At 40.0% G+C, this 25,767-nt stretch carries 19 protein-coding genes; 13 read left to right on the top strand and 6 right to left on the bottom strand.

Annotated features, from left to right (window positions below):
* Positions 1-49: 49 nt before the first annotated feature.
* From EHQ16_RS18995 to EHQ16_RS18975, 5 genes are read right to left on the bottom strand one after another with little or no spacing between them, the layout of a single operon-like run.
* Entirely contained in the window at positions 50-2,431 is a 2,382-nt protein-coding gene (locus tag EHQ16_RS18995; protein WP_244242146.1) for a TonB-dependent receptor family protein, read from the bottom strand.
* The gene (locus EHQ16_RS18990; protein WP_244242145.1) at positions 2,428-3,762 is read right to left on the bottom strand and encodes an HTTM domain-containing protein; all 1,335 of its coding nucleotides are present in this window, start codon (positions 3,760-3,762) and stop codon (positions 2,428-2,430) included. Before EHQ16_RS18990 ends, EHQ16_RS18995 begins: the two co-directional genes overlap by 4 nt.
* Complete coding sequence (locus tag EHQ16_RS18985; RefSeq protein WP_135632888.1) at positions 3,749-4,885, bottom strand: imelysin family protein; 1,137 nt, start codon at positions 4,883-4,885, stop codon at positions 3,749-3,751. Before EHQ16_RS18985 ends, EHQ16_RS18990 begins: the two co-directional genes overlap by 14 nt.
* Positions 4,882-6,411 carry a di-heme oxidoreductase family protein gene (locus tag EHQ16_RS18980; protein ID WP_135632886.1) on the bottom strand — a complete coding sequence of 510 codons (1,530 nt, stop codon included), beginning with the start codon at positions 6,409-6,411 and terminating at the stop codon, positions 4,882-4,884. Before EHQ16_RS18980 ends, EHQ16_RS18985 begins: the two co-directional genes overlap by 4 nt.
* 15 nt (positions 6,412-6,426) lie before the next feature.
* Positions 6,427-7,719 carry an imelysin family protein gene (locus EHQ16_RS18975; protein WP_135632884.1) on the bottom strand — a complete coding sequence of 431 codons (1,293 nt, stop codon included), beginning with the start codon at positions 7,717-7,719 and terminating at the stop codon, positions 6,427-6,429.
* Positions 7,720-7,947: 228 nt separating this feature from the next.
* Here EHQ16_RS18975 and EHQ16_RS18970 point away from each other — a divergent pair, with 228 nt between their 5' ends.
* From EHQ16_RS18970 to EHQ16_RS18950, 5 genes are all read left to right on the top strand, one after another.
* Positions 7,948-9,243: a hypothetical protein gene (locus EHQ16_RS18970; RefSeq protein WP_135632882.1), complete on the top strand. Its 1,296-nt coding sequence runs from the start codon at positions 7,948-7,950 to the stop codon at positions 9,241-9,243.
* 11 nt (positions 9,244-9,254) lie between these two features.
* Positions 9,255-9,932, top strand: coding sequence for a hypothetical protein (locus EHQ16_RS18965; RefSeq protein ID WP_135632880.1), 678 nt, complete (start codon positions 9,255-9,257; stop codon positions 9,930-9,932).
* Between the two features lie 204 nt (positions 9,933-10,136).
* Entirely contained in the window at positions 10,137-11,969 is a 1,833-nt protein-coding gene (locus EHQ16_RS18960; RefSeq protein WP_135632878.1) for an RCC1 domain-containing protein, read from the top strand.
* A 111-nt stretch (positions 11,970-12,080) separates the two neighbouring features.
* The gene (locus tag EHQ16_RS18955) at positions 12,081-13,502 is read left to right on the top strand and encodes a di-heme oxidoreductase family protein (protein WP_425269962.1); all 1,422 of its coding nucleotides are present in this window, start codon (positions 12,081-12,083) and stop codon (positions 13,500-13,502) included.
* A 111-nt stretch (positions 13,503-13,613) separates the two neighbouring features.
* Positions 13,614-15,179: a HEAT repeat domain-containing protein gene (locus EHQ16_RS18950; RefSeq protein ID WP_135632874.1), complete on the top strand. Its 1,566-nt coding sequence runs from the start codon at positions 13,614-13,616 to the stop codon at positions 15,177-15,179.
* A 79-nt stretch (positions 15,180-15,258) separates the two neighbouring features.
* Here the strand turns inward: EHQ16_RS18950 and zigA are convergent, their stop codons facing one another.
* A complete protein-coding gene (gene zigA / locus EHQ16_RS18945) occupies positions 15,259-16,500 on the bottom strand; it encodes a zinc metallochaperone GTPase ZigA (protein WP_135632873.1) in 1,242 nt (413 codons plus the stop codon).
* Positions 16,501-16,666: 166 nt separating this feature from the next.
* Between zigA and EHQ16_RS18940 the strand changes: the two genes are divergently transcribed.
* The 8 genes from EHQ16_RS18940 to EHQ16_RS18905 all read left to right on the top strand — a co-directional run bounded on the left by EHQ16_RS18940 (position 16,667) and on the right by EHQ16_RS18905 (position 25,762).
* Positions 16,667-18,205 carry a methyl-accepting chemotaxis protein gene (locus tag EHQ16_RS18940; RefSeq protein ID WP_135632871.1) on the top strand — a complete coding sequence of 513 codons (1,539 nt, stop codon included), beginning with the start codon at positions 16,667-16,669 and terminating at the stop codon, positions 18,203-18,205.
* A gap of 125 nt (positions 18,206-18,330) precedes the next feature.
* Positions 18,331-20,085: an acyl-CoA dehydrogenase family protein gene (locus EHQ16_RS18935; protein ID WP_135632869.1), complete on the top strand. Its 1,755-nt coding sequence runs from the start codon at positions 18,331-18,333 to the stop codon at positions 20,083-20,085.
* 43 nt (positions 20,086-20,128) lie between these two features.
* Positions 20,129-21,085: an amidohydrolase family protein gene (locus EHQ16_RS18930; RefSeq protein WP_135633007.1), complete on the top strand. Its 957-nt coding sequence runs from the start codon at positions 20,129-20,131 to the stop codon at positions 21,083-21,085.
* Between the two features lie 53 nt (positions 21,086-21,138).
* The gene (locus EHQ16_RS18925; RefSeq protein WP_135632867.1) at positions 21,139-21,879 is read left to right on the top strand and encodes a hypothetical protein; all 741 of its coding nucleotides are present in this window, start codon (positions 21,139-21,141) and stop codon (positions 21,877-21,879) included.
* A gap of 23 nt (positions 21,880-21,902) precedes the next feature.
* Positions 21,903-23,261, top strand: a complete 1,359-nt coding sequence (locus tag EHQ16_RS18920) for a TonB-dependent receptor (protein WP_135632865.1) — start codon at positions 21,903-21,905, stop codon at positions 23,259-23,261.
* A gap of 18 nt (positions 23,262-23,279) precedes the next feature.
* Complete coding sequence (locus EHQ16_RS18915; protein ID WP_135632863.1) at positions 23,280-24,224, top strand: metal ABC transporter substrate-binding protein; 945 nt, start codon at positions 23,280-23,282, stop codon at positions 24,222-24,224.
* The gene (locus EHQ16_RS18910; protein WP_135632861.1) at positions 24,202-24,915 is read left to right on the top strand and encodes a metal ABC transporter ATP-binding protein; all 714 of its coding nucleotides are present in this window, start codon (positions 24,202-24,204) and stop codon (positions 24,913-24,915) included. Before EHQ16_RS18915 ends, EHQ16_RS18910 begins: the two co-directional genes overlap by 23 nt.
* Positions 24,908-25,762 (top strand): metal ABC transporter permease, encoded by an 855-nt coding sequence (locus tag EHQ16_RS18905; RefSeq protein ID WP_135632859.1) that lies wholly within the window; start codon positions 24,908-24,910, stop codon positions 25,760-25,762. Before EHQ16_RS18910 ends, EHQ16_RS18905 begins: the two co-directional genes overlap by 8 nt.
* Positions 25,763-25,767: the final 5 nt, after the last annotated feature.

Here is a 25,767-nt window from a genome sequence, read left to right as displayed (position 1 = left end):
GTTCTATGGAATAGATCCATTGCTTTTGGAACAATTTTTAATGTTAAAATCAAAGTTCTAATGTGAAACCAACATTGATTTGGCAGAATGGCCCAGGTTGGATTCCTGTTGGCAATCTGCCGGAAACATATTGTTTATCTTGGATATTTTTCGCATTGATAAACACCGACCATTTGTCGGGAGATCTGTATCCTAAACTAGTGTTCCAGAGTTCCACTTTAGGAATGATTCCTTTGTTTCCATCTTCCGATTCATCTTTTGTATTCAATAAATCAGAATATTGTTTTCCAATGTATTGGTATTCCAATCTTCCATAATAACCTTGTGGTGAGGATACGCTGACAGCAAGAGTTATGGTTTCTTTCGGAACATAAGGTAGATAGTTCCCTGTTGTATTTGTTGTAATGTATTGGTAATTGTTTACTGTGTAAGCAGGAAGGATTTCAATGGTCTCTTTCCCATCACTTGATTGTGAAACAGGAAAAGGATTAAAACTTCTAGATTTTGCTTCGGTACGAGAATATATCAGTTCAATTGGAACCCTCCACTCAGATTTTTGCATTTTTGCTGGATCCCAAACAACAACAGATTCACCACCCGTATGTGTTGAGTAACCTGTGTTTGCTGGTCTTATGCCTGTTTCACTTCCAACCTCATTTACGTTAATGATTTGGTCTCTAAAGTACATTTTGTAACCAACTAGTTCTGTATATAGATAGGAAGTAATGTCTCCTCTCACTCCAGTTTCGTAGTTTGTAGAAGTTTCGGGTTTTAGCCTATAATCATTTCCTTGGGGGCTAAAAGAAGTTCCAAAAGTAGGAGGTGAAAATCCTTTGTGCGCTCCAGAAAACCAAATGAACTTTTTAGTGATGTCGTAAGTAATCCCCATCCCAGGAAGGATGATATGAGTTTTAGATTCACTAGAACTACGACGATTCACGGAAACATCACCCGGAAGAACGGCACCTAGCTGGTAATCTTCGGTTGTGGCCTGCCTTCTTGTTGTAATGGCTTTTTGTCTTACTTCTTCAAAGCGAACACCGGGAATGAGTTTCCAGTTTTCAGAGAGTTGGATCCGGTCTTGAAAGTATGCGGCAAAGGATTCAATTTTTCTTTCTTGGCGGTTGAGATTAAAATTAGGTAAAGCGGTTTGAGTCAGATTGTTTGTGAGTGAATCTTCCTGGATGATTGCTTTCGAAAGATAACCCAAAGGATCATCTGTTTTTTTAATATTTGTTTGTGTTAAGTTATTTTCTCCATGAATACGAACCCCTAAATCTGTTTCATGTTTGAGTCCAAACGTAGAGAACTTTGATTCAAGTTTTGTTTCTATACCTCCCACCATAAAGGCTTGGTCGCGGCTAATATACGAATCACGCATATAAATTGTGTCACCAGGACGATTTCCAATAATACCAGGGGAATAGGTACGAATTGTATCAAGAGGTGCGTTTAAATACCCTCCTGAGCTGGATTTACCAGATAAAAAATCTTGTCTGGCCCAGTTTCGTTCTGCTTGCGAAAAATAACCTCGAATGATGAGAGTATGTTCCTCTGCCAATTTCCAGTTATGAGAAATCACCGTTTGGCTGCGATTCAATTGTTTTTCATCATACTCCGCGGGGTTAATTTTGGGATCCATGCGGAATAAACCTTGGGAGAGACCCAAATAAGTGGACTGAGCATTTTGCACATGATAACCTAACTTAATCGTGGTGCTATGGTTTTCATTCCAATCTTGAATCCATTTGATATTTCCTTCGGTGACATCAAAGTTTTGGTAGTTTCGAAATCCATTTCCTTGTTTTCTAAGTAAAGAAACTTCGAATGAACTAGAGTTAAAACTTTTGCCGTAAGAATTATAAGTTGATAAATATCCATTTTCTCCACCAACATTTTTTGTATAAAAAGTGGATTCAACTGGGGGCCGTTTGGTGACAAAGTTTACAATCCCTCCAATTGTATTTGGCCCAAATAAAATAGAGCCAGATCCTTTGATGATTTCGATCCTTTCCATTCTTTCGATGGAAGGGGAGTAATAACTTTCTGGTTGTCCATAGGGAGAAAGGGAGGTAAGTATTCCATCTTCCAAAATTAAAGTTTTTCTGGATTCTTCGTTACTAACACCCCTAAAACCAATGTTTGGTGTTAGGCCTGCAGCATCTTGGAAACGAACACTGGCGCCTGGCACTCTTCTCAAAGCTTCCATAGGATCTGTCGGAGAGGCTTCTTCCAGATATTTTTTATCAATGATATATGCTGAACCTGGGATTTTTTTTAAATCTTCTTTTTTATTTCCGATGACATGAATCCCTTCGTTTTTTTGAGGTTTCGCTTCTTTATCCTCTGTATTCGTTTGAGAAAAAATGGGAAATCCCAGAACAAGTGATAGTAGAAAATAATGAGATAGTTTTTCAAATTTAGATTTCATCGAAGGAGCCCTTGCATCGGAAAAAATGTGATTTTGATCTTAGTTAGATCTTCGTTAGGTGAAAATAAAGGTTTTGCCGGTTTTCCATTGATTGAAACATGAGATTGAACATACACCGGCAAATCTTGTTTTCCAGATCTTTCGTATTCTTTTTTTTGTAAATACTTTGCAAACTGTAAGATATGTTCTGGTTGGATGGTCATCATCCGATATTGGTAGTCGGTGAGTGTATCCCTTGGATCAATAGGTTGATTGTTTATCCAGAAAATGGCAGATCCCACTTTGTCGGCCACCATTACCTGCCAAGAAAACTTAATGGCATCTTCTGTCCAAATCACTTGTCCCGGATAAAAAATATGTCGGAAAGGAATGGTAATTTGTAGTATAAGATAGGTGAGAAGAAGGTATTCTTTGAATGCAAAATGATTGGCTTTTGTAAGTTGTTTTGATTCTTCTGGAAATTCGTTTTCTTTAAAAGTATATGATTGTTTTTTGAAAACTTTGTTTATCAAAACAATGGGCCACTGGGGATCAAAAAATATCAGAGAAGACAAACTCATAACGATCGGAAATACACCAATGGGGAATAAAAAGGAAGTAAAGGTATGAAAGAATAAAACAACAAACCAAGCCGGGAATCGAAACCTTTTTGTACAAAGTAAAAATGGAATACTCAAATCAAAGACCACACCGATCCAAGAAAAAACATAAGCTGTTAAGGGAAGGCCGAGAATGGGGTCAAGGAAAGGAAGTTTTCCTTCTGATTGGTATAACCAGAGTTTTAGAGGAAGAGCTTCGAGTAGCCAATCAGGTTGGAGTTTGGCAACTCCTCCAAAAAAATAAATGAGTCCCATCTGTAATCGAAAGGAATAAAGCCAAAGTTTTGAAATGGGTTCTAGTGTTTGGATCCAATCCTTCCATTTCCATAAAGGGAGATTTCGTTTACTTACCGGAGATAACCATAATAAAAAACCAAGTAACGAAATTAAATAATAATGATTCAAATAAATGGTCGCATCAGAAAAATGAAACCATGTAAATCCAATGGTAAATACAAAGAGATTGAATCTAAGAAAGTATCCTAAAAAAATCCCAAGCGCTGTGATGAGAAGAATCCCAAACAAAAGATAGGTGAAAGTCGGAGGAAGGGGATGAATCCATTCGAAGCCAAAATGTTTGAAGAAAAAAGTTGGTTTGATAAAGTAAGAATGAATCCATCCGTAATAAAAATATCTGAAAATGAGAAGGGAAGTTGCAAACCCGTAAGCAATTCGGAAAAAATGTAAGGAATAAGAAGGAACGGCATTGTGTATTTTTTTAATCGCCATCATTTGAACTCACTCCGATGGTTCCCCCAAGGGCACTGATCACTTCTGTGGAGATGAGCACTCTTAGTTTTTTAAATTCATTTAACATTAGTTCTACGTCACTTCCACCCGTTAAAATTGCATTTTGAAAGGTTCCGTATTTCGTTTTTACTAAGTTTACAGCAGTTGTTGTGGTTTTGATTTGGCTCTGCAGTCTTGGGGTCACTGTTTCACTTCGGAGTGAAAGGAATTTATAGAACCCAACATCCCCTAAATCAGAAAATCCCTGCAAGTTTCGTAATAAAGAATCAAGGGATAAATTTGCATACGGTGTTTCTACCTTTGTGATATCTTTCACACCTAAATTAGTGGCTCGGAGTCCTGATGGTTCTGCAATTTTAATATCCACAATGGTATTACAAAAAAACACCATTTGGTTGGTTAACTCGGTGAGTCCATCTTTTGTGTTGGGATAATCACGACTTCCTTTGCCTGCATTGGTAAAAGAATAATAAAAAGAAGACGACCTAGATTTGTCCCAATGGAAAAGGAGTAAACCTGTTTGGGTTTTGATATCTTGGATGAGTTTATTGAGATAGGTTTTTCGATTGGTATCAGCAAATGCGGTGTTGGTTGTTGTTATGTTATCTTTAAAAAGCAAATACTCTGCGGTATCCAGGCCATCCACTCGTAAACCATTTGGAGCTAAATTGGAAGTGATTTTGGATTCGATAGCTGTTGGATCAATGGGAAATGACTTAGAAAAACTATCTAGAAAAAGATAAACATTGTAAGGAATATAAGCCGGCCCAAAATAAGCCCATTCAATTTCTCTATAAGCCAAATCGGTTTCAATCCAAGCATTCCTAACCAAGTTTAAATTGGTAACATCAGGGTTTGTCGTATAGGTCGTAGCGGCTGTTTGTAAGGCAGACACTTTTGAATCTAAATTTGTATATTTAGGAATGATGAGTTTGTTCGTGACGTCACTGAGTAAACTGGAAGTGCTATAGGTTCTTAAATAAGTATCCACCAAACCGAGAATTTGCGCTCTTTCCGAAGTTTTGTCTGAATTCACTCCACAGTTGTATAACAAAATGTAGAATCCAAAGGTTAAAATTTTTAATAAAAGATTGAATGGTTTCATAGGGATTTTAAAAAACTGAGCACTTTCGTTCTAGATTCTTTTGGTAAAAGTTTATAATTGTTTTTACTTTGTTCTCCCTCTCCACCGTGCCATAGGATTGCTTCTTGAATTCCCCGAGCCCTGCCGTCATGCATCAAAAGTTCATGGCCATTCACTCGTTCAATGAGCCCAAGCCCCCAAAGTGGTGTGGTTCTCCATTCATTCCCTGATGCTAAAAAATCAGAGCGGTGATCACTTAAAGCATCTCCCATATCGTGTAGAAGTAGATCTGTATAAGGCCGTATTTCTTGGTTGGCAATTTCGGCAATGGAATGATCTCCCGTTTTTAATCTAGGGATATGGCAAGATGAACATCCAATTTGGATGAAAAGTTCCTTTCCTTTTTTCACATCCTCTGATTTCCAACCGCGTCTACCTGGAACACTGACAAGACTTGTATAAAATGTAACTCGGGCCAAACGTTCGTTAGAGATTTCGGGGCTAGATCCATTTCCGGATGGGCTTGTTGCACAAACGGTTTGTCCGGTAGCACAATTTTCACTGGGAAAGATGGGAGTTGTAAGTCCAATATCGCCAAGAAAAGCACTCGCATTTTGATGTGTTAGGTTGGGTTGGTTTGCTTTCCATCCAAATCGTCCGAGAAATGATTTGGCTTGTGTTGTGTCCCAAACCAAGTTTGCCCTTCCTGAAATTCCGTCTCCATTTGAATCACTGGCATCGACAAAAGAACGAATGGTGGATTCAGGAATGGCTTCCAAAAGTCCAAGCCCTGGGAGCATAGGTGCAGTTCTTGGTGAAATGAAATAAGTTCCGGATGGATTGTTTGTTGGGTGATAGGCTTGGCCAGGATTTGACACATTGATTTGTGTCGCACCACCTCCCACATTCCAAGTGATCGTATAACTTGGTTTACGTAGCGAATAAGACTCTCCATCAGGAAAATTTCCAGGTTCTTCTGTGTAAGTGATGTTAGCCGTTCCTTCTTTGGGAATTTGGGTTCCTGTTCCAAATTCTAAAATTCCTTCGGTATTCAATTGGGTCCCAAAGTTTGTCATCGGAAGTGGCCCACCAGTGGTTGGATTGGATCCAGAAATACTCAAACGAATGAGCATGGATGAAAAACTAGTTCCATCCGCGGGAGGTCGACCTCGTCCATCTTTGACATGGCAACCTTGGCACGAACGGTTGTTAAAAACTGGTCCAAGGCCTGCCACAGACGAATTTCCTGTAGGAAGCCAGGTGCGATTGAAGTTTGCGTTTCCATCTTGGAAATCGATAGAACGTCTTGGATCCACAACATTAGCAGCTTCTAAATCAAATGCAGATTCTGTAGAATCAAAGGTGGTCGTATCACCACCACTATATTGTTCACATGGATCATTTAAAAAATCTCCTGTAGAACAAGAGGGAGTAGAAAGAAGGGCAGATAAAATGATGGCGGTGTTTAAGTTTTTTTCATCTTCATTTTTTTTGCATTGGAGAAGGAATCCGAGAATTATGATTAGGATAAGGTGTTTTAATTTCATTTTTTATATTTTCAATTATTCGAGAACTAAACCGTCGTCTCCAATAGAGACACCAAAACTAGCGGCAGACCTTTGGAGTGCTTTTGCAATTTCTTGTACTGCTGGTTGGATTTGGTAACGGAAGAGGTTGTAATCAGCATTTTCTGTTGCGGAACCAGAAACATTTACCGTTGCAATCATACGATCGAATCGACTGGAAACAATGGAACTATTACAAGTTTGGTTTAAGGAAACATCTTCAGTGAATTCATTTAGACAAAATAACTCTGCTGTGACAATTCTTTCCTTAATATAACTGGATTCATTACCAAGTAGATTTTTCAAACCGTAACCATTAATGGTTTGAGAACCTGTGTAAGTTCCGTTAAATAGGTTATCGAGTCCCTTAGCGTCATAATAAAAGTCAGCCTTTGTATTGTCTGAAAAACAAGAATGTTCTTCTTCTTGTTCTCCACCGAACACTCCGGTCATCCTTTCGCCTCCCCATTCTCCACCTGAAAATCTTGCAATCCCACGTAATACATTTTCAAAAGAGGTGGAACTGGTTTTGAATTTAGAAACATAAGATGTGGAAAGAGAAGGATCCCATGCATTTTTCAATTGAAGCAGGTGGTTTTCCAAAATCTCAGTTGAATACAAAAGATAAGCGGATCGTTTGGCTTGTGCATTTCCCGATCCGTTCGCTGTTGTAAAATTGGATTGGGTAATTGTGTTCCCTGGAGTGAAGTTGTTTTGTGCATCTGCTCCCCATAACAGGTATTCAATGGCATGCCAACCTACAGAAATATTTTTTGCGGAATCTCCATCGGGACAAGTTCCAGTGGCACAATCACCTTCATTTGCATCGATTAATCCTTGTTTTGTGATTGTTCCAGTGAGGACAACTGTATCAATGTATCCTTCATCCAAAGGCCATGCGTTCACAAGGGGTTCAATTTCCACACCACCAGTCAGTGCCGGGTTATCAATTGGGCCTTGACTGAAACGAAAAATTTCTGTTTGAAGATAACTTCGGCGAGCTTTTCTCCAATAGGTTTTGATTTCGTTTAGTTCCGAAAGCGTAGGGGATGCTTTGGCAGTAAAAGCAGTTACTTTCTGTCTGAGAGCCACTACATCCGTATAGGCATCGCTATAATTTTGAAAAGCAATCTGGGAATAGGTTTCCAAAAATGCGGCTTGGCTCGGTGCATTCGCCGCAAGGGCCAAAGCTGCGAGCATATTTGTCTCTGTGTTTTTTGTTTCGGGGGTACAGACATTTAGTACAAGACCAAGTGAAAGTACCAAAATTAGAGTCAGTTTCCTGTTCATAAGATTCCTCTCATTTAATTAATATTGAGAGTTACTCTCAGTATTAATTAAACAACGTTCATAACGCCCCTTACGACGGCAATATGATTTATTTTGTAACTGATTGATTTTTATCAGGGAGGGAATTTTGGAGAACTATGAACTTCGTTCAAAAAATCTCAACGGTTCGGAAATAAATTATTTGACACTCGTTCAAAAAGTCATGAAACTATGTCAATTGTATAAAATATGTTAAAAATGTTCCGATTGGGAGGAAATATGAACGTAAAAATAGCAAAAGGACTGGTATTGTCACTGGTTTTCGCAGGATCACTCTCTGCACAAACCCAAAGCCAGATGTTCCAAAGAGTAGGGGTTGTCGGTGATTCCCTCAGCCAAGGATTCTTTGGGGTGACTGTTGAGAAAAAAACGCAAGATTGGGCTTACCCTGTTCTTGTGACGAAACAAGCAGGAGCTTCCGTTTCTTATAACGTCCTCAAAGGGCCATACGTCAACTTAGAAGATGTGCTGAAATGGAACTGCGGGGTTTTCTGTATTGCAGAAAGTATCATCGGTGGAAATGCCTCGACTGTTTCCTTACCAACCCATGCAGGGATCACTGGGGCTGAATACACTAGCCTACTCAAAACTTCCGGAAAATGTGAAGACATCACTGCCACCAAACAAGAGAAAGAATGGTATTGGGCAAAATGGTATTGGTATACTTATCGTTGGGTGACTGTTGCAGATTGCCAAGAACCAGATAAATTCCACCGTTTTGGACTTAGAGATGCGGGAACACAAACGCAAGTGATGGAAAAGGTAAAACCAACTTTCCTTTTCGGATCGGCTGGTGCAAACCATGTACTTTGTACTGCATTACATACATCCACTGATTGTTTAGATGAAACCAGATTCAAAAGAGACATCAGAGAATTTTTCCGCAGAATGTCTGCTATGGGAAGTTTGCAAGGTGGAGTTCTTTTTACAGTTCCTAACGTAACTTCAATTGCATTTTTAGAAAATTACAAAGATCCAAATGGTCGTGCAAACTATACAGGTTTAAAAGCATTCTTTAGAAATTCTGTATCAGATCCTAACCAAGTTTTGGATGCAAATGAAATCGCCTCCATTTCCACTTTCCTAAATATGTTAAACAACGAAATCAAAGCACAAGCAGCTACTTTGCGATTTGCCGTTGCTGATTTACGTGTGATTTTTGACGATTTAAAAGAGAATGGAAGACCGATTCGTAGTGCTGATGGTTGGTCGCCAGGGAATGCTCGTGCTAATTGGCCACTTCCTAACCAACCTGGTGTGTTTGGATTAGATGGTGTTCACCCGAATATGTATGGTCACTCATTATTTGCAAATGAGTTAATCAAAGCTATTAACACTCGTTATGGATATTCAATCCCACAAGTGAGTGAATACACTGCTTGGTATTACGATTCCCTCAATAGAAACCCAGTAGACTTAAAAAAATTCCTAACAGAGAATATCTTTGGTCAGGCAATTTCTTGGGTAGTTTCTATCTTTACTTAAGAGGTTAAACAATGAATAAACGGTTTATAGGTATCATTTCGGTTTGTGGGTTTCTACTTGTTTTGTTTTCTTTTGTGATTTGGAAGTTTTCCGCACAGAAAACAACCCAACAAGTAGATGTCACCGATTCCGATTTCGGAAATTCAGAAAGTCACGCTAAGTCGTTGTTTGACGATCCAGAGTTTGCCGACGCTCCCAATCCAGAAGAATTGGAATTGGCACAAGCTGAGGTTCTATGGCCGTTTGCATTGGAAAAAAAACCAAATCGTAAAGAAGAGATCAAAGAAGAATGGAGAGATTTTGCGGCCAAATATCCAAAGAATTTCTACATTCCACGTGAAATCAAAACGAGTATGACCGAAGCTGAAGAAAAACAACATATAGAAATGTTGGATTCGTTTACGGCGATGGATGCTAGTTTTTCTGCTTCGATTGCAAAAGAAAAATGGTCAGACAAACCTTCTGCTGAAGAACCGAATGCGACTGACAGACCTTCTGCAAAAACACAAAGAGCTTATTTCGATTTTAAAATTAATGAATTGGAATCGAGAATCCAAATGGTTGAGTATTGGATTGAAAACAAACACCCGTCAGGTGACGTGAAACTTTCTGCTGAAAAAGATTTAAAACTTTGGAAAACAGAACTTTCCAGCCTACGCGAAGTGAGAAGCCAAGTTCCGAATTCATAATTCCCGCATTTCGAACTTACCTGATTTCTTTTAAAGAGGACAAACCGTCCTCTTTTTTTTACGAACATACTTTTCCCCCGATCCCTATGCCCGACCAAAGTTCGGAAATTTCTCTCTGTGCTTGACAGGAACATCGTTCAAAAAATTAGTTGAATTTGAGACTCGATTTCATTATTGACCTCAACCTCTAAGGAGAACAAATCCATGAACATAGAAAGAAACATTTTCGGAAAATCGCTGATTTTGGCTGTTTGTTTGGCAGTTTTTAGTTTTTGCGAGAAGAAAGAAACTGACCCAGCTGCTTTGGCCCTGCTTGGTTTTACTTTGAACCTCTCCATGGTTTCGGGAACACTAACCGATGGGGCAGGAAATCCTATCCCCAATGCCAGTTTAGAAATCGCGGCCCAAACCAGTTCTAAAGCGGAGGGACTTTCCAAATCTCTTTCTACCACAACAGACACTGGTTCCTGGCAACTCTCTTTGGGGACTGGTAGTTACGAAATTTTAGTAAAGGACGTCAATGGAAAGACACTCGGATCCTTTAAACTTTCTTCCTCTGAAAATTTAGAACCTTCCATTGAAGACATCTCTCATTTGACAGATACCATTTTTCTTGTGAGTCTTGCGAACCAGAAAGAGGTCGGATCTAAATTTGAAATTTTATCTCCAAAAGACGGAAGTATCATCAAAACATATGATTTGGCATTAAATATAAAAACAACAGATTCGTTAACCTGTCATGTTTTACAAAATAAAACGGAAAAAGAAAATATCACAGTAGGAAAGGGAGAAGTTACTTCATCCGTTTCTATGAAACCTTTACTTGGTGCAAATAAGATCCAAGTCCATTGTACAAATGAAGCGGGTGTTTCTGCGAAAAAAACCGTCCTGACTTATTTTGGAAATCGAATTTCGGCTGGAGGGTCTCACTCTGGTTATGTGGTCAATGGAAGTTTATATACTTGGGGACGAAATAATTTTGGACAACTCGGAACGGGAACGTCCACGGGAGATCTTACCAATCCTAAAATTACCAAACTATCAACAATTTCTAATGTTGTTTCGATTGGATTCAACCAAAACAGTTCCCTTGCCATCACTGAAGATGGATCTGTCTGGACTTGGGGAGCTAATGCCGTTGGTCAATTGGGTATGGGGAATATTGGCGATCTACAAGCAGCTGCGACGGATGCAGGTCCAAGGAATCCGCCGAGGAAGGTTCCTGGGATTACCAATGCGGTAATGGGTGTATATGGTTTTGATCATGTGCTCGTTCTCAAAAAAGACGGAACGGTTGTTAGTTTTGGTTCGAATTCTGTAGGCCAACTTGGGAATGGAACGGGTGGGGCAGGAACTTACTCTGCAAACCCTGTGAATGTGATTGGCCTTCCGACAGATATCATCCAAGTCATTGGAGGATCTGATCATTCAGCCGCCTTGACAAAGTCAGGTGACGTTTATGTTTGGGGTAAAGACCAATATGGAAATTTGGGTGATGGGGTTCTTGGAACTTCTACGGAAGTCAATGGCACTCCTAAAAAAGTAAGTTCTCTTTCTGGAATTATCCATATCGCAACAGGACGTGATCATATCATTGCTTTGAAAAATGATGGAACTGTTTATGCTTGGGGACTTGCTGCCAGTGGTCAATTGGGCATCGGTGGGACTGGGTCACCGGCTCCGGTTCCTACACCAACTCTTGTGACAGGTTTATACAATGCCGTTTCTGTTTGGGCGAACGGAACGCAGAGTTTTGCTATCTTAGGCGATGGGACAGTGAAAGGTTGGGGAGCAAACTCCAGTGGAAATTTAGGAACGGGTCAAACAACACCTGCCAAACTTTACACTCCGGGAGACATTGTTGTGGGCATCAAAGACATCCAATACTTTGGGTGTGGGGCATTACATAATTTTGCCATTCTAAAATCCGGAGTTCTATATGGTTGGGGTTGGAACTTTAAAGGTTCCATTGGAAGGTCTGATTTACAAGAAACTTGGGCGGCTACAACCCCAATCTTTCTAACGATCCCAGAATAGGTTTCTATATTGGTATTTGTTTTGATCAGATTTTTTTTATTTTTCTGTTTTGTATATTTTTCTTATGGGTGTGCGTTCGTAGAAGCAAACTCCTGTTCTACGAACCTAGGGTTGTCGGATGTAGTCAATTCTACATCCGTATGGGGATGTCCGAATGAGAAAAAACTTTGTGTTGGTGATTCTTGTTTGGCCTTACTTGGGTTGTCTCAGTCGGAAAAATATCCTTGGGATTTTGAAGAAGGGGAAGAACTCTCTGGAGGAAAGTCTATGACCAGTTTTGTCACGGATGCTCGTGCCTTCCTTCAATTTGGAAAAAATGCTCCCTTAACAACAATCTCCGATTTTACTGTGGGGCAAGCTGTCTTTGAAGTTCCTTGGACTCCCGGATTTTCTGCTGGTTTACCAGACCGGGATGGGCTCGGACCTTTTTTTCATACCAATTCTTGTTTGGGTTGTCACGTAGGAAATGGACGAGCGGTAGAAGATGATGGAGATCCTTTAGTTTTCACCTTGGTTCGGTTAGGTGTAGGTACAAAAGGAAACGATCCAGAGCCAGTTTATGGCACACAGTTCCAACCGAATGCTGTGGCTGGTGTGACTCCGGAAGGAGATGTACATCTAGAATACGATACGATCACTGGAACATACCTGGACGGAAGCACCTATTCTCTACGCAAACCAACTATTGTATTTAGCAATCTCGGATATGGCCCTTTAGATTCGAACCACAAAACATCAGTTCGGTTGACACAACAAGTGATAGGACTTGGTCTTTTAGAAGCGATTCCTGAGGAAACGATAGTTTCTCGCTCAGATCCTTTGGATCTAAATGGTGATGGAATTTCGGGAAGGCCCAATTACATTTGGGATCTTGCAGGAAGTGGAAAATCACTTGGCCGATTTGGATGGAAGGCAAATGCTCCCACTCTGATACGCCAAAACTCTGCTGCTTTTTCTGGAGATATCGGTATCAAAAGTCCTATGTTTAGCCAAGAAAACTGTAGTGTTACGCAAACGACTTGTTCGAGTGCAGTTAGTGGTGGAAACCCAGAAGTTACAGAAGAAAAAATGACTGCCATTACAAAATACATGCAACTTGTTGCAGTACCGGTTCGTCGTAATGCAAACACAACGGCGATTCTTACAGGTAAAAAACATTTTTTTATGGCTGGATGTAACAAATGTCATACGGAAAAGATGGTTACGGCTTCGAATACTTCGAACCCACTCCTTTCTAACCAAACCATACGTCCCTATACCGATTTACTTTTACATGATATGGGAGAAGACTTAAGTGATGGAAAGGCGGATGGAGAAGCAAATGAAAGAGAATGGAGAACCGCACCACTTTGGGGGATTGGACTTTTAGGAACTGTCAACGGAAAGTCGAGGTTTCTTCATGATGGAAGGGCAAAAACTTTAGATGAAGCCATTCTTTGGCATGGTGGAGAAGCCGAAAAAAGTAAAAAATATTTTTTGACTCTGAATGTATCTGACCGCGCCAGTATGATTCGATTTTTACTATCATTGTAAATAAAATTCATAACGAAGGTGGAAAAAGAAATGTATGGATCTAAAAAATTCATACATTCTTTCTGAATTATCACTTGTAGGCAGATTTTTAAATTGATACATTTGTCTGGCATGCAAACGAATCGGATTTCTTTTTTCTTTTTTTTAGCCCTTTTTCTTATTTTGAATTGTGATCCAGTCCCGGTGAAGCAGGATACAAACTCCGTAGGAGAAATTGTGTCAGAAGAACCAACCACAAAAGAACTATTGGAAAATCTGGATTCAACTGATACCTTCACTCGTTCCCAAGCAGCCATCCAACTAGGCAGTCGTGAAGAAAGATCAGCCATCCCTAAATTAAAAAAACTTTTATCAGATAAGGAACCAGGGGTTCGTGCGGGTGCTGCCATTGCCCTCGGGGATTTAAAAGACAAATCTTCTTCAATGGCAATCGCCGATTTGATGTGGTCGGACAAGGATAATCCCAAAGATGTTTATTTGGATGCCCTCACACGTTTGAAAGATCCTTCTGTGGGAAATAGAATTTATCCTTTGTTAGATGACGAAAACCCGACTCTCCGTTTACAAACAGTGGATGCACTCGTACAAATAGGAGTTGGAACTGTCGGTTCTCAAATTTTGAATCTGGCATCTAAAAATAAAGATCGAGAAAAAGACAAAACATACGCGATGGCTCTCGGAAAATTAAAAGTCAGTTTTTCTGAATCCTATTTACTAGGCCTTACTAAAACACAAGACGAATCTCCAACTCTTGCGGCGGCTTATTTGGCTCTCGGAAGAATCAAAGCAAAAAATGCAAATGATGTGCTTGTGAAAGCACTCGGTCTTCCTTATAGCAAAGGAAAAGAAAATGCTTCCATGGCCCTCATCGAAATTGGGAATCCTTCCGTAGTTCCCCAAGTTTTTCAATTTTTAAGTTCAGAAGATGCAGAAACCAAACTTTATACCACTGATGTTTTGTGTTCGATTCCTTCAAAAGAAGCAGCAAAGTTAGCCTTTGGTCTGTTAAACGGAAAGGAAACAAAAAGTTGGGGGAGTGCTGCTAAAATTGTCGGCCGACAAAGGTATAAAGAAGGAAGGCTTCGTATTGAAGAATTACTCGAAAAACCATCCACACCCGAACGTGATAGTTTTGCAGAAGCATTGGGTTGGATCGGGGACAAGACTTCCGTTCCTATCCTTCGAAAAGTTTTATTATCGGGGGATTCGGAAGGGCCCTATGGTTCTGCTTGGGCACTTGGAATTCTTGGTGCCAAGGAAGCGGTTCCTGATCTAATCAAAGCTCTCGATAAGGGAGATGCCAAACTTATGGTTTATGTTTTGGAAGCACTGGGTTCCATTGCTGATCCAACAAGCCTTCCTAAATTAAAAGAATTACTTTCTGACAGACCAAAGATGTCTCCGCAAATCCTTTCGACAGTGGCTCTCATCCCCACAGAAGAGGCACGTCTAGTCCTGGAAGGAGCAACCAAATCCAAAGATGCCGATGTTTATAGACCTGCTATGGAAGAAATTGCCAAACGAAAGGATAAAAAGTCCATTCCACTTTTGTTAACTTACACCAACGGTGACGATTCTGAAAAACGAAAACTGAGTTATTATGCGTTAACTGCTATCACAGGACAAAAATTCCGTACAGCAAAAGAATGGAATGAATGGGCAAAAGGGAATTTATAAATTTGAGATATTTTTTATCTAGTAGAGTGATTGGATATTTTGCCGGTTAGTTCTACCGGCAAAACTAATAGATAAACTTTTATCGAGTTGATTCTTCTTCTTGAATCGATTTTTCTTCTGACTCTCCAATCATCGCATCCCAATTCGGAAATGGATCATCAAAATTTGCCCAAACTTCTGGCCCTTCCTTGTATTCTTTGTCATTTAACAGGCATTTATCGAGAGAGGTTCTTAATTTTTTTTCATCCATATCGCGACCAATGAGGACAATCTCTTGGCGCCGGTCTCCCCAAGGTTCCAACCAGTGCGCTTGTAAATTTTGAAATACTTCAGGATCGTCAGGGATATCTTCGTCGGGAATGCAGGCCCACCAATACCCTTCGGGTTTGTATGAGGATAAGTTACCTGCTTGCGAGTAGAGGATTACCCAATCCATTTTACTTGCCACCCAAACAAATCCTTTGGCACGAACCACTCCTGGTTTTTCGGAATGTAACCATTGATAAAATCGTTCCGGATGGAAGGGGCGTCTATTTCCATATACAAAACTTTTAATTCCATATTCTTCGGTTTCGGGAACATGTTCTCCTCGAAGTTCTTTTAGCCATAAAGGAGACTGGCTTGCCTTATCAAAATCAAATCGTCCTGTATTCAAAACTTTGGATAAAGGAACTTTGCTATAATCTGTAGTCAAAATTTCTGCATCTGCATTTAGCGATCGTAAGATGGTAAGGAGCCTGTTCTTTTTTTCTTCCGATAACAAACTGATTTTATTGACGATGATCGTGTCGCTAAATTCCACTTGGTCCACAAGTAAATCCACAATGTCCCTGTCATCATCCTCTCCGGCACCTAAATTACGTTCGCTTAATGAATCTAAACTTTGAAAGTCTTTTAAAAAATTAACCGCATCTACAACGGTAATCATCGAATCAAGAGTGACTAGATCCGATAAACTGATTCCGTTTTCATCAGCAAAGGTAAATGTTTCGGCGATAGGTAGGGGTTCAGAAATTCCCGTGGATTCGATGAGAATGGAATCAAACCTTCCCTCATTTGCTAGTTTTGAAATCTCTAAAAGTAAATCTTCGCGAAGGGTGCAACAGATACAACCATTGGACATCTCTACCAATTTTTCATTGGTACGACTGAGATGTCCTCCGGAGGCAACAAGCTTCGCATCAATATTCACTTCGCTCATATCATTGACGATCACTGCCACACGAAGGCCTTCGCGGTTGGATAAGATGTGGTTGAGTAGGGTAGTTTTACCGGCTCCTAAAAAACCAGAGAGAACGGTGACGGGAATTTTGGGTTTCATAGAATTTCCTTAATGCAATATAGTTGCATTTGTTTTTTTGAGGAAATTCTGTCAACGAGTAATTGCAATTTTGTTGCATTTATCTGTTTGGACTGGAACTTCGACTTTACCCTAAAATTGCGGGGAAATCCTTGCTTTTTATGAACTAAGTTCAAATTCTTTAGAAATGCATCTGGATTCTTATTCCCTAAAAGCCATAAAGACCATCAATTCCATCCGCACGACTCTGCTTGTGATTTTTATTTTAGGAATTGTTGGGAGTTTGGGATCTCTCCACAGAGACCAACTCATTATGATGCTCTTCACCACTTTCTTTTATGGGTTGGTGGCTCTCACTCAGTTCCTGCTTTTAAAAAAAGGAAAAAATCCTTATGCCTTTTGGTTTGTTTTCATTGATATCATTCTCATTGGTTCGAATACCTGGGGACAAAGTATCATTGATTTGGATATCGCAGCCTCAGCTCTGAAGGATGGAGTCAATTATATCATTTCATTTTTTATACTATTATATTCTGGTTTTTTATTTTCTTCCCGCCAAACTTATGTTTTAGGAGCAATGTTAGTTGTTGTGCAAGTGGGATCTCTGGTACTTTCTGGAATCTCCGGTATGGAGTTTATTGACCGCAATGATACACATAAGATGGCCTATTCCATTTCTTTGCCTGTGGAAATTGTAAAAGTTTTTTTTCTGATCATGGCAACGGTTGTGATTGGTAAAATGGTTGGATTACTCATTTCCATTCGGGATGAAGCCGTTCTCGGAAAAAATACGTCGGATGCACATTCTAAGGTAATGGAAAAACAAAAAGAAGCCATGGTGGAAACAGGAGAAAGTCTAAATGCATCTGTAGCTTCACTAAAAATTTTTGCGAGTGATTTGAATGGGCTGGTTCAAAACCAAGCGGCATCCATTGAAGAAATTTCTGCTTCCTTAACGGAGATTTCTCAATCTACAGAAAACTCTTTTTCTTTTGTCAAAGACCAATACAATCGAATCGAAACATTAAATGAAGAAAGCCAAACCCTCGAAGGTATTGTGAAATCGGTTCGTTTAGAGATTGATTCCATCTCAGAACAAATCAATCAATCCTCTCAGTTTAGTAATTTGGTGACTGGTTCCATGGAAAATTTGAATTCAATTTTATCGGAAGTGAGTTCTAGTTTCCAAAAGGTAGAAGATGTAAACCAAATCATGAAAGAAATCGCTGACCAAACCAATCTCCTGGCGCTCAATGCTTCGATCGAAGCGGCAAGGGCAGGGGAACATGGTCGTGGGTTTGCCGTTGTTGCCCAAGAGGTTGCCAAACTTGCCGACAACTCTGCGACAAATGCCAGTATCATTTCCAAAACCATTCTCAAATCCAAGTCGGATCTCTTAAAAGGAAATCATTCGGCAAAAGAAGCCAATGACCTAGCACAGAACCAAGAAAAGGAAATGATGAATATTCAAAATAAGGTCATTAGTTTTAATGAAAAGTTTGTCGACTTACAGAGATTAAATGCTCGTGTTGTGAATTCACAAAAGGAATTAAAAGACTTATCTTCCCAACTAGAAACCATTGCCAAAGAACAATCACTGGGAAACCAGGAAGTGATGCGGGCCGCAGAAAGTATAGAGGATGCCGTCCAAGTTGTCGCAGAAAATACGCGAGTCCTTTCGGAACATATCGAAGACATCCAAGATTTGGCCAACCGCATCAAGTAATCCTTGTCTAACACCATTAACTTAACGGCCGTCCATTTCGTTCAGGCCATGGGATGGGAAAACTATTTGTAATTCTTCTCACCACTTGGATCTTTGAGTGAAAGTCCTATTTAGGAGCCGACTCTATGATTTCGAATAACTATTTTAACGATAACGATGACCTAATTGATCATTTTGATTCCCTTACACCTTGGAACGAGGTAGTAGACCAATACGAACAAGGTTTTGAAGACTTTGCAGAATACCAAAAATCGGGAAAGGAAGAACTTACTTTCGCTCCAGGAAACTATGAAGATGCCATCGAATTTTACCGTTCTACCTTAGAAGCTGGTGGAGACATTGCCGGAAACGACATTTCCCAAATTGCTAAACAAATGGATGAAGAAGGCCTCAAATATAAAGACGGCCAAGTCGGATTCCCGAAAGCAATGCTCGATGTGGTTGAAAAAATCAAATCGGCGGGTCTCCTTCCTTACGGAATCCATAGACATTACGGTGGACTAGGTCTTCCTTCTGTCGTACAATCAATGTTATCTGAATGTGTTTCTCGTGGGGACGGATCCCTTGCCATCACTCTTGGTTGTATGAACCTTGCGGAAACTGTGGAACGATTTGGAACGGAAGAAATGATTCACGAATTTGTTCCGAAGATGGCAGCCGGAGAACTTTGTGGTGCGATGGCTCTTACTGAACCTAACTACGGTTCTGACCTTCCTAACTTACAAACCAAAGCTGTTAAAGGCGAAGATGGAACTTGGAAAATCACAGGAACCAAACGTTTCATCACTCATGCTTGTGGTTTTGGAAATGCACCATCCATCATTCTCACACTTGCAAGAACAGGAACAACTACCAGTGGTGCTCGCGGACTTTCTTTCTTTTTAGTTCATTCCAAAGATGTATTTGTGGCTTCTATCGAAAAGAAAATGGGACTTCATTGTTCTCCTACTTGCGAAGTGGTTTTTGAAAACAGTCCAGGAATTCTGATTGGTGACGAAGGGAAAGGTCTTGTGAAATATTCCATGGCCATGATGAACCAAGCACGACTCAATATCGCTGCCCAAGCTATGGGGATTGCGACTGCTGCTTACTTCGAAGGTAAAAAGTATGCAGAAGAAAGAGTTCAGTTTGGAAAAACCATTAACAACATCACAGCAGTGAAAAAGATGTTGGAAAGAATGGAACGTGAAGTGGCTGCCATGCGTTGTATTTTATACGAAGCAAGTTACGCAGTCGACCAGTATCGTTGGAAAGAAGAACGAGGAAAGATGAAAGGGCTTTCTGAAAAAGACATCAAAAAAGATGAAACTTTCAAAAAGTGGGAAAAACTTGCCTCACTTTTCACTCCACTTTCCAAATACTACATCACGGAAATGGCGAACCTTGTGGCTTATGATGCTATGCAAATCCATGGTGGTTCTGGTTATACAGAAGATTATGATGTGGCTCGACTCTATCGCGATGTAAGAATCACAAATATCTACGAAGGAACCACACAACTCCAAACAGTCGCTTGTATTGGTGGGATTGTTTCTGGTATGACAGAAACGGGAATTTACCGTGAATACTTAAAATCAGAAATGGCTACTTTTGCAGCAAGTAATGGCCTAAATGATCTATTCAAACAATTCGAAACCGTTGTGACTGAATTTGCAGAAATCGAATCCACTCCTCTTCGGGAAGAGTTGGCTTTTGAAGTTGTAGAATCAGCAGCACGTTTCCACAACAGTTTGTTACTAGAAAGAAGTATTGGCAGATCCAAGGTAGAAAGAAGATCTTATCGTAAATCGATCACGGATGCTTATATCCTTGATAGTTCGGCTATCCTTGCATCAAACCTAACAAAGATTCGTGGAAAGAAAGCACCAGTCACTGCATAAAAAAGCAGAAACAAATCCTCTTCTTCCCTGTTACGCATGTTTTATGGAAGAAGGGGAAGGTATAAAATCTTCTAACAAACCTGACATTCGTATCTCTTCTCCTTTTTCTTGGAGGGGAGATACTTTTCCACCCATTCTAGATTCCGAAACTCCTGACCATTTAACACGCATTCGTGATTTAGGAATTCCTTATATTTTTGACATCCATACACATTTTTTTCCAGAGACAGTGATGAAACTGATTTGGCGTTGGTTTGATAATGTGAACTGGGCCATTGGATACCGACTGCCAGAAATGGAACGAGTGGAACGACTTCATCACAACGGGATCAAACGATTTACTACATTAAACTATGCGCATAAAGCTGGTATGGCTTCTTCTTTAAACGATTGGACGAATGCCAATTATAAAAATTGGAAAGGAGCGGTTCCCTTTGGGACTTTTTATCCAGAAGAGGGAGTTCTTGGTTATGTAAAAAAGGGAGTGGAAGATTTTGGGTTCCGAGGTTTTAAACTCCACTGCGAAGTCTCCAAACTCAATTTAAACCGACCGGAACTAGCCGATACCTTCCTTTATTTACAAGAAAAACAAATTCCTATCCTCATCCATACGGGAACCGCACCACTTCCAGGTGAATTTACAGGGATTCAATTTTTTAAACCATTTCTCGAAACCTATCCCCAGTTAGAAGTGATTGTGGCCCATATGGGAGCCAATGAAATCTCCGCCTATGCTTCGTTACTGGATACGTATCCTAATTTGGCTCTTGATACCACAATGGTCTTTGTAGACTTCCTTGCGACTGGGAAAGCAGAAGATGTGGATGCGGCCGTATCCTATTTGGAAAGATACCAGGACCAAATTTACTTTGGATCTGACTTTCCGAACATTCCCTATAACCTAAATCATCCCATTACGCGGCTTTTGGATCTCCCCATCAGCGATCTAGCCAAACAAAAAATTCTTTACCGGAACGCAGAAAACTTATTTTTTAAATGAAACGTGGTTGCATTTGCAACAGCGTTGCAAATAATAGGCCAACAGAGGTATTTATGAAATTTGCCAAACTTTTCCTATTTTCTACCATCCTTTTCTCTGTGATGAATTGTGCTGAACTCTTTCAGTCAGACAAAAAAGATAATAACGATGCTCTATTTGCTCTTCTTTTGAATGCAGGTTGCACGGTTTCTGATGTTTCTGCACCGGCTGCCGGAAGAAAAATTGATTTCACTGCTTGTCGTGGTGATGCCAACGCTGCCCTTGTCGCTAGCGGGTTTTCTTCTTCTTCCGTTTCTCTCAGTGGTGGACTTGTTGGAACTGGATCTAGTTCTACTGTTTATACAACTTCCTCTAGTTTGTCTAGTCTAGGTGGAGACAAAAAAGCAAGCATCGAGATTGTTTATGTTCTTTCTCAAGGTGATTCTAGTTTAGATGCCATCCTTCCTTCGACTACGAATTTATCTGGGCCAGGGTTTCATATCCTTCCTACCACTGTGAATAAAATTGCATCCAATGGTTCCAACTCTGCATTGAATACTCCAAGAGTTTGGGCTTCTTCTGTATCCGCTGAAAAAACTTTATGTTTGGAAGTTCACCAAGAGAGTGGGAATGCCCATGTATTTGGTTGGGAATCATCATGCGCTGCAGCATCCCGAGGAACTTACCAATTTGAGGAAGATGGAGTGGCTGCTGATTTCGGTGGAGATAGAATTGGGTTGCGAATCAATAAGGCCACTGTAAAGTCGATCACAATCTATTCTAGTAACATTGGAACTGCAGGTTCCTTTCGATAGATATCCGTTTACGATCAGATAAAGTGAAATTAAACCATCGTTTTTCTAAAATCAAAAAGGGGGGAGTGATCCTCTCCCTTTTATTTTCTGCGATTCTTTTTGCACAGTCTTCCGAATGGGAAAAAGAATTAGAGGATAAACAGCCAACTAACAAAAAAAATACGGCCGTATCACAATCCAAAACGGATACGAAAGATTCTGATTGGGAAGCTGATTTAGAAAAGGATCTCCAGGATCTAGAAAAACGAGAAAAAGGAACCGAAGGCAGTCGAGGAATCACATCCCCTGTCCAATCCAACCAACAAATCAACCGGTCAGCTCAAAATTTGATGATGGATGCTTATGCCGCTCTTGACATCGTTGGTGCTTGGGATCGGAATAAACCCAGAGGTACAGGTGAACGAATTGATAACCAACTAGACATTCGCACCGCCGAATTTGGGTTTAACGGGGCCGTCGACCAATGGATGCGCGCTAATTTTATTGGTGCCGCCCATGGTGAAAATGGTAAGTATTTTTTTGAAGTCCACGAGGCTTGGGTTCAGTTTCCCTTTTTGCCATTCAACACTTCACTCAAAGCCGGTCAGATGTTTATCGATGTGGGTCGGTTGAATAAAATCCATGCCCATGACCGTGCCTTTACTATGACACCGATTGTTCACGAAAAATTTATCGGTTGGGAATCAGCAATTGATACCGGTGCTGAGTTCAGTATTCTTTTTCCTTGGAAGTGGATCACTCAAGAACTTGTGCTCGGTGCTACGAATGGAAGGAAGTGGGGGCATTCTCATGATGCAGGTGTGCAAAAAAACAATCCACTTCTCTATGCCCACTTAAAACATTTTTACTATTTTGGAAACAATTGGGGAACCCAGTTTGGATTCTCTGGGATTCGGTTTGAACCCACAACAGAAAGAAAAAACCAAAGGTTATTGTATGGGGTCGATGCAGTGCTACGTTGGAATCGGTCTAATTTAAGTGAGATTATGTTGATGGGAGAAGGTTGGTACCAACAAGAAGTGTTTCCTTCCAATATAGACCCAGTCACATTTCAAAAATTCAAATCCCCAACCAAAGACCAGTGGGGTGCTTACGCATTTATTGATTTTAAATTCCATCAGTTATGGTCTGTGGGTTTTCGGTATGATTATTTTACAGATAAGTCTCTCGTTGATAAAAATGGAGATCCAGCGAAAAATGCAATTGAAGCCCAATCTTTCCAAATGACATTTCATAGTTCTGAATTTGGGAAGGTCAGAGGTTCTGTCGAAAGAAGATACATCCAAGACTATTCGCGAACCTCTGGCGAAGAAACTAGGGAATATCGATTTTATATCCAAACCGTTGCGGTTCTTGGTTCTCATCCCGCACATAGTTATTAAAAACAAAAGAGGCAAACGATGTTACAGAAATTGTTTTCAAACAAAGTATCCAAAATTCTATTTTTTAGTTTTTTTTCGGCGACGGTTTTCACAACAAACCTTAATGCTAAGGTTTCACTCGTCACAAGTCTTCCCGATATCAAATACATCGCAGAACAAGTTGCAGGTGACAGAGCCGAAGTTTCTGGAATGATTCGCGGAACCGATGATCCCCATTTTGTGATGACAAGACCTGACTTTTTGGTTAAACTCAGTGAAGCCGATGTGCTTTGTGTGATTGGACTGGATTTAGAAATTGGTTGGATTCCTTACCTCCAACAACAATCTCGAAATATCAAAATCCAAAAAGGACAACCGGGGTTTTGTGATACTTCTTTTGGAGTGAAGATCCTCGGGGAACCCACGGTGATGATGGATAGATCCATGGGGGATATGCATATTTATGGAAATCCGCATTATTGGAATGATCCGATCAACGCCATCCAAATGGCTCAAAATATTAAAAATGCTCTGACTCGTGTGGATCCTTTGAACGGGGAATACTATGAAGGAAATTTTAATACTTTTAAAAAACGTCTCATCCAACTCACAAAAGAAGAAATGAAAAAAATGGAACCATACTTTGGGTTAAAAGTTGCTGTTTTTCATGACCAATTTGTGTATTTGGCTTCTAGGTTCAAGTTTAACGCCAACTTAACCATCGAAGAACGTCCCGGGGTTCCACCTTCGGTTCGTTATATGGATCAGGTCATTTCTTATATGACTGCCGAAAAGATAAAAATTATCTTGATTGGCCCTTATCACAATCCAAAGTATGCAGAGTATGTATCTTCTAAGGTTCCGGGTTCCGTGGTTGTCACTCTGCCTGTTTCTGTGGGAGGGTCACCTGAAGCTGTCACCTATGAAGACACTCTAAGGTTGATGTTACAAAAAATACGAGATGCAAGCGACAGAACCAAATAGTATCAATCTCCCTTCTACTTTTATCCATACGGAAAATTTGAGTGTGGGATACCGGAAGGAATTTCCTGTTGTTTCCGATATCCATTTGCACATCCATCCAAAGAAAACCTATGCCCTTGTTGGAGGGAATGGTGCAGGGAAAACCACACTATTTCGAACCTTAACCGATTTACTTCCACCGCTTTCTGGTTCCATTCAGTTTTCAAAACAAATTACCACTTCCTACGTTCCTCAAGCCAAAAAAATGTCTTTGGATTTCCCTCTGAGAGTACAAGATGTACTACTTATGCCAAAAAACATTGGCCTTAGTTTTTTTCCCAAAAAGAAATTTTCTGACGAAGATATGATGCTTATTGAAAGAACTGGTGTTAGCTCTTATTTGAAAAAACAAATTTCTCTTTGTAGTGGGGGACAATTACAAAAAGTTCTCATCCTTCGTTCCCTTCTCACCAAAGCCAATTTGATTTTTTTAGATGAACCAATGGATTCTTTGGATCATAATGCCAGAGAACTTTTCCAATCAATCCTTTCTGAATATTTAAAAACTGGAAACAGGTCTCTATGTTTTATCACTCATAGTTTGGAACATGATTGGGGATTTGGGTTTGATGAAATTTTCGAAATAGACGAAGGAAAACTCTACAATATCACCAGTGGAGAAAGGCCACCAAACTGCCACCATCATGACTAATATACTTTCTAGTTGGAATTTGTTTTTACCACAAATGGTAGTGGGTAGCCTAGTTGGTGCCCTTTTATCAGTTCTTGGAATTTTAATTGTACTCCGAGGTATGACATTCTTTGGAGTTACCCTTTCCCAAGCAGTGACTTTTTCTGTCGCCTTATCCTTGTTTATGGAATGGCCAGGTGAAATTTTTCCTGTTTTATTTTCCTGTGTTTTGGTATTTCCTCTTTTGTATGTAAGGAAACTTCCAGGAATGAAAGAGGAGGTGATCCTCGGCATTCTCTTTGTATTTTTTTCCGCAGCATCGCAAGTAATGTTGGCTCTTGGAGGGAATGTCCAAAACCATTTGATGGCTGCTTTTTTTGGAGATATTTTAACTTCGCAAGTGAGAGCCGATTCATTTGGCCTATATATTGCTGTTTTCTTTTTTATTCTTTATTTGAGTTTTTTTAGACGATTCCTTTTCATCAGTTTTGATCGGGACGAATACAAAATCCAAGTGGGAAACCCTCTTCCTTTTGATCTTTTGTTTTATATCATCCTTGCTGCTTCTCTCACGGTTGCGGTAAATTTACTTGGAACTTTTTATAGCATCGCTCATTTGATTTTACCAGTGTTTGCACTGCTTCCCATCATTCGTTCTTTAAAACTTCTCACCCTGGTTTGTGCTTTATTTTCTGTACTAGCTACCATCTCCGGATTTTTAATTTCACTCATTGGGATTGAAAGAAATGGGGAGCTCATTTACTTTCCAACATCGTCTAGCATCATTCTAGTTCTTTGTGTTTTGGCGTTTTTTATTCATTTGGTTCGCTTTCTTACTACTTCCGTTTTTTCTAAATCTGTCCGATAGGTAAT

Source organism: Leptospira kanakyensis, from assembly GCF_004769235.1.
Classification (GTDB): domain Bacteria; phylum Spirochaetota; class Leptospiria; order Leptospirales; family Leptospiraceae; genus Leptospira_A; species Leptospira_A kanakyensis.
The sequence above is the reverse complement of the archived record's forward strand: the minus strand, read 5'-3'. Positions and strand labels throughout refer to the sequence as shown.